The 6,174-nt window shown below is 65.2% G+C and carries 6 protein-coding genes; all 6 read left to right on the forward strand.

The features are described from left to right. Window positions 1-90: 90 nt before the first annotated feature. The gene (locus ROA7023_RS02565) at window positions 91-1,248 is read left to right on the forward strand and encodes an LLM class flavin-dependent oxidoreductase (RefSeq protein ID WP_085877414.1); all 1,158 of its coding nucleotides are present in this window, start codon (window positions 91-93) and stop codon (window positions 1,246-1,248) included. After that, window positions 1,248-2,135 (forward strand): aldo/keto reductase, encoded by an 888-nt coding sequence (locus tag ROA7023_RS02570; RefSeq protein ID WP_085877415.1) that lies wholly within the window; start codon window positions 1,248-1,250, stop codon window positions 2,133-2,135. Before ROA7023_RS02565 ends, ROA7023_RS02570 begins: the two co-directional genes overlap by 1 nt. A 24-nt stretch (window positions 2,136-2,159) precedes the next feature. Next, the gene (locus ROA7023_RS02575; protein WP_085877450.1) at window positions 2,160-2,645 is read left to right on the forward strand and encodes a flavin reductase family protein; all 486 of its coding nucleotides are present in this window, start codon (window positions 2,160-2,162) and stop codon (window positions 2,643-2,645) included. 110 nt (window positions 2,646-2,755) lie between these two features. Beyond that, window positions 2,756-3,352, forward strand: a complete 597-nt coding sequence (locus ROA7023_RS02580; RefSeq protein ID WP_085877416.1) for a TRAP transporter small permease — start codon at window positions 2,756-2,758, stop codon at window positions 3,350-3,352. Then, on the forward strand, window positions 3,352-4,920 hold the full coding sequence (locus ROA7023_RS02585) for a TRAP transporter large permease (protein ID WP_085877451.1): 1,569 nt from the start codon (window positions 3,352-3,354) through the stop codon (window positions 4,918-4,920). Before ROA7023_RS02580 ends, ROA7023_RS02585 begins: the two co-directional genes overlap by 1 nt. Before the next feature lie 33 nt (window positions 4,921-4,953). Continuing rightward, window positions 4,954-6,009: a TRAP transporter substrate-binding protein gene (locus tag ROA7023_RS02590; protein ID WP_085877417.1), complete on the forward strand. Its 1,056-nt coding sequence runs from the start codon at window positions 4,954-4,956 to the stop codon at window positions 6,007-6,009. The last annotated feature ends 165 nt before the right edge of the window (window positions 6,010-6,174 follow it).

Here is a 6,174-nt window from a genome sequence, read left to right on the forward strand (position 1 = left end):
GCAGGTCCTCGTTCGTATTGATACACTATTGATGCATCTAATCACGGGTGCTACGCAAGGGGGGCGAAGACCGAAAAAGGACCAGAATCGATGACCGTCGTCCCTGTCACCTCAGCCGATCTCGATGCCGCCGAAGTGTCATGGTTCGCGGCGCTCTGCTCGGACGACTACCAGTTCCTGGGCGTGCCCGACGGCGACCTGCGCTCTTCGTTCGAGCATTGCCGCGACATCACCCTGACCGCCGAGGCGCAGGGCTTTCGCAACATCCTGTGCCCCTCGTCCTACCAGGTCGGGCAGGACACGCTGAGCTTCGTGGCGGGCATGGCGCCGCTGACGAACTCGATCAACATGCTCGCCGCGATCCGCTGCGGCGAGATGCAGCCGATCATGCTGGCCCGGACCGTCGCCACGCTGGATCACATGCTGAAGGGCCGGCTGACGCTGAACGTGATCTCGTCCGATTTCCCCGGCGAGAAGGCCGAGAGCAAGTTCCGCTATCAGCGCAGCCGCGAAGTGGTCGAGATCCTGCGTCAGGCCTGGACCCGGGACAAGATCAACTTCTCCGGCGAAGTCTATGATTTCAAGGATGTCTGGACCGATCCGGCCAAGCCCTACCAGCAGAACGGCGGCCCGCTTCTGTATTTCGGCGGCTATTCCCCCGCCGCGCTGGAGCTCTGCGGCGAGCATTGCGACGTCTACCTGATGTGGCCCGAGCCCAAGGAGCAGCTGGCCCAGCGCATGAAGGACGTGAACGCCGTGGCCGAGCGGTATGGCCGGACGCTGGACTACGGCCTGCGGGTGCACATGATTGTGCGCGACACCGAGGCCGAGGCCCGCGAATACGCCGATTACATCGCCTCGAAGCTCGACGACGAATACGGTCGTCTGATCCGCGACCGGGCGCATGATTCGGCCTCGCTCGGGGTCGGCCACCAGGCCCGCGCCCGCGATCTTGCCGACCAGTTCGGCTATGTGGAGCCCAACCTCTGGACCGGCGTGGGCCGGGCGCGGTCGGGCTGCGGCGCGGCGCTCGTGGGCTCGACCGACCAGGTCCTGACCCGGCTGGAGGACTACAGGGCGATGGGCATCCGGGCCTTCATCTTCTCCGGCTATCCGCATATCGACGAGGCCGAACATTTCGGCCAGCGGGTCCTGCCGGAACTTGCCACCTGCTCTCTGCCCCACGCCTATGGCCGGGTTCCCGACAGCACCCCGCCCACGCCGCTCGGCACAGGAGACCGCATCTGATGGACCGCATCCGCATCACCGACGACATCGACTTTTCCCGCATCGTCTACGGGACCTGGCGCCTGGGTGACGACAGCGACACCAGCCCCGAGCATGTGCGCAACAAGCTGGCGGCCGCCATCGACCAGGGCATCACAACCATGGACCAGGCCGACATCTATGGCGGCTACATGGCCGAGGAGATCATGGGCAACGCCATGACGCCCGAGATCCGCGGCAAGATCGAGGTCGTGACCAAGTGCGGCATCGTCGTCGATGCCGGCCGCCACTCGGGCAACGTCCGGGTCAAGCACTACGACACCTCGCGCCGGCACATCGTCGGGTCTGTCGAGGCCTCGCTGAAGCTGATGGGGATCGAGGCGATCGACCTTCTGCTGATCCACCGCCCCGACCCGTTCATGGACCATTTCGAGACCGGCCAGACGCTGGACGAGCTGGTGAGCGCGGGCAAGGTCCGCGCGGTCGGCGTCTCGAACTTCCGCCCCTACGACTGGGACCTGCTGCAATCGAGCATGCAAAGCCCGTTGGTCACCAACCAGATAGAGTTGAGCCTGGCCGCGCATGAGGGCTTCACCAATGGCGACGTGGCGTTTCACCAGCGCAGCGCCACGCCGATCATGGCCTGGTCCCCGCTCGGCGGCGGCAGCCTGATGAGCGGCGACAGCGACATCGGCAAGGTGCTCGACGCGGTGGCAAGCCGCGACGGTTTGGACCGGTCCGCGGCTGCGACGGCCTGGCTGCTCGCGCATCCTGCCGGCATCATCCCGGTGATGGGCACCAACAACGTGGACCGTATCGCCCGGCTGTCGGACGCGCTGAAGGTGACCATGGACCGCCAGACATGGTACGCGCTCTATACGGCCGCCCTCGGACACGAGGTGGCCTGAAGCATGGATGGAGGCGCCGCGCCCATGACCGGTTTCGACCCGATCGAGCATCCGCGCGATTTCCGCGCCGCGCTGGGGCGTTTCGCCACCGGCGTGACGGTCATTACCGCGACCGCGCACCCGGGGCCTGTCGGGATCACGGCCAACAGCTTCGCCTCCGTCAGCCTCGATCCGCCGCTGGTCCTGTGGTCGCCGGCCAAAAGCTCCAGCCGGTTCGACCTGTTCGCCGGGGCCGAGCACTACGCGATCCATGTCCTCGACAGCCACCAACGCGAGATCTGTGACGGCTTCACCCGCGCCAAGGACGCGTTCGACGCGCTCGACTGGGCGCCGGGCGCACAGGGCGTGCCGCTGATCGAGGGGTGCCTCGCCCGTTTCGAGTGCCGGCGGGAGGCGGTGCACGACGCGGGCGACCATGCGATCATCGTGGGCCGCGTGACCCGCGCGGCTTTTCGCGACGGCACGCCCCTGTTGTTCCAGGGCGGCCGTTTCGTGTCGATCAGGGGTTGATCCGGCGATCAGGGCGCAAGACCCTGACCCGGCAATAACAAACGCGAGACCAAGGGTCCGCACGGAGGAGGTCGCCAACCCGGCGACCCGCAGAGGGAGGAGGAGCCGCCATGGGTGCGCTTCTGGGAGTGCTCTGGCCGCTTGAGCGGATGAACACCGGCATTCTGGCCGTGGGCCGCGTCATCGCGGTCGTGGCGCTGGCGATCATGGTGTGCCTGATCCTGGGTCAGGTCTTTTTTCGCTACGTCCTGAACGATGCGCCCAACTGGACGGAGGAAGGCGCACGCTTCGGCATGATCTGGCTGGTGGGGCTGATGGCGCCGCTCGCCTACCGCCAGGGCGGGTTCGTCGCCATCGACATGCTGGAGCGCGCGCTCAGCAACATGATGGCCGGCATCCTTGGTCTGGTGCTGTTCGCGATCTCGCTCTGGGTGCTGGTGATCCTGTGGGACAAGGGGTTGAACAACCACGTCGATTCGCTCTCGGGGCGGGGCTGTTCGTCGTCGCTGCGCTGGCCCTTCGGGATCGAGTTCGGCAAGTGCGGCGCGAAATTCCAGAACAATTTTCAGTATGCCGGGCTCTGGGTCGGGGTGAACCTGCTGATCCTGGTGAATGTCGAATTGCTGCTGCGGCAGATCATCGTGTTGCTGGGCGGTGCCCAAAGGCTGCGTCCCATTCCCGGGACCGGCATGGCGGGGGCTGAATGATGCTGATCTGGTTTCTTCCGCTTTTCCTGCTGCTGCTGATGGTCGGCCTGCCGGTGGTCTTCGGCCTGCTCGCCGCGCCCTTCGCCCTTCTGGTGCTGGATGACCAGGGGCGCCAATTGTCGGTGCTTTACCGCAACCTCTATACCGGGATGGACAGCTTTCCGCTGATGGCGCTGCCGTTCTTCATGCTCGCGGGCGAGATCATGAACCGGGGCGGCATCACCACCCGGCTCGTCGAGTTCAGCCAGGCCTTCATGGGCCACCTGCGCGGCGGGCTCGCGCATGTGAACATCCTGTCGTCGATCCTCTTCGCGGGCCTCTCGGGGTCGGCTGTGGCCGACACCTCGGCGCTCGGCTCCACCCTGATCCCGGCGATGGAGAAGAACGGCTATACCCGCAAGTTCGCGGCGGCGATCACCGCGGCAAGCTCGGTCATCGGCCCGATCATCCCGCCCTCGGGCATCATGATCATCTACGCCTATGTCATGGGCGAAAGCGTCGCGGCATTGTTCCTCGCGGGCATCGTGCCGGGGATCCTGGTCGGCCTGGGGCTGATGGTCATGGTCCGGCTGATGGCCGACCGCTACGACCTGCCCAAGGCAGAGCGGATCGTGCACACCGGCCAGGACATCAGCAAGACCGAATACTGGGTCAGCTTCGCACTGCTGCGGCTGAACCTGGCCGGGCTGCTGATGGCGGCCTATGCCGGCATCGCGGGCCGCGTGGGCCTGACCAGCGTGAACGCCGAGGGCGACACCGTGCAGGCGGTCGACCGCTGGATCGTCTTCGCGGTCATGCTCGCCTTCGCGCACGGGTTCCTGATGCTCTACCGCGGCAAGGTCAGCCACGACTTCCGGCTGGTCTGCAAGAAGGCGGTGGCCCCGCTGCAGACCCCGATCATCATCCTCGGCGGCATCCTCATCGGCGTCTTCACCCCGACCGAGGCCTCGGCCATCGCGGTGGCTTACGCTCTGATCGTGAGCTTCTTCGTGCTGCGCTCGATGAAGACGCGGGACCTGATGGGGGTGCTGTCGCGCTCGGCGCTGTCGACCTCGGCGGTGCTTTTGCTGGTCGGCGCGGCGGTCAGCTTCAAGACCGTCGTGTCCCTGTCATACGCGCCGCAGATCCTGACGGACATCATCCTGGGCCTGTCCGAGAATCCTTTGATCCTGTTGTTCCTCATCAACATCCTGCTGTTCATCGTGGGCATGTTCCTCGATGCGGGGCCGGCGATCATCATTCTGGGGCCGATCCTGGGGCCGATCTTCACCGAGCTTGGCGTGCATCCCGTGCATTTCGCCATCATCATGTCGGTGAACCTGACCGTGGGGCTGGCCACACCGCCCATGGGGCTGGTGCTGTTCGTGGCCTCGACCGTCTCGGGCGAGAAGGTGGAGGCCATCGCCAAGGCGATCCTGCCGTTCCTCGCCGTGGAGATCTTCGTGATCTTCCTCATCACCTATGTGCCGGAAATATCCATGACCGTCCCGTATCTCACGGGCTTTCTGGGATGTTCGCCGGACATCGGGTTCCAGGCTTGCATCAACCCTGGGCCTTCCATCAACTGACCAACACGACCAGCATAAACTAGGGAGAAAAACATGCTCAAAGGTCTCAAGACAGCGGCGCTGGCCGCCCTCGTCGCGGGCACTGCCTCGCTTGCGACGGCGCAGGAATACACACTCCGCGCCACTGCGAACTCCAACGAGAACGACGAGGATTACGATGGCCTCGTGGTCTTCAAGAACTACGTCGAGGCCGCCTCGAACGGCGCCATCGAGGTCGAGCTCTTCATCGGCACGCAGCTCTGCTCCACCGGGGCGGAATGCATCGAGGGCGTCTCCGAAGGCTCCATCGACATCTACATCTCCACCTCGGGCGGCGCGGCCGGCATCTTTCCGTATGTGCAGGTCCTCGACCTGCCCTACCTGATGACCAACGACCGCATCGCCGAGCATGTGCTCTCGGGCGATTTCGTCCGCACCATGCGCGACATGGCGCTGGAGGACAGCGGCGACACCGTGCGCCTGATGACCGTGGGCAACACCGGCGGCTGGCGCAACTTCGCCAACACCGTCCGCACGGTCGAACAGCCCTCCGACCTCGAAGGGCTCAAGATCCGCACCGTGGTCGCCGACCTGCCGCAGGAGCTTGTCCGCGCCCTTGGCGCCTCGCCGACGCCGATCCCGTGGCCGGAGCTCTTCACCTCGTTCCAGACCGGCGTGGTCGAAGGCTCCAAGAACGGCATCACCGACATCATGGGCATGAAGTTCCCCGATGCCGGCCTGCAGTACCTCACCCTTGACGGCCACGCCTACATGGGGGCGCTCTGGTGGATGAACAACGAGACGTTCCTCGCCATGCCCGAGGACATGCGCCGCGTGGTGGTGGACGGTTTCTACCAGCTGCAGCAGGCGACCTTCGCCTCGCCGAAGCGCAAGTCAATCCAGGCCTATGAGGACTTCGTCGCCGGCGGTGGCGAGATCTATGTGCCGACGCCCGAGCAGATGGCGATGTTCGCCGAGGCCGCGGCCCCGGTGCAGGAGTGGTTCCGCGCCAACGTCGACCGCGGCGACGAGGTGCTCGACGCGATGCTGATGGCCGTCGAAGAGGCCGAGGCCGACCTGTCCGAGGGCTACGATTCCGATCTGAACTGAACCGGCCCACCGGTCACGGAGGGGCGCTCCTCGCGCAAGCCCCTTACCAAAGGTGTTGTAGAAAATCCTTCGGTTGGCCACAAAGTGGCCAACCTTCCTCTTAAAGGACTGGCTTGACGCAATCTCAGGATGGAGGTGTCAGGTGAAGTCCGTCTCGCAAAAATC

The organism is Roseisalinus antarcticus, assembly GCF_900172355.1.
GTDB classification, from domain to species: domain Bacteria; phylum Pseudomonadota; class Alphaproteobacteria; order Rhodobacterales; family Rhodobacteraceae; genus Oceanicola; species Oceanicola antarcticus_A.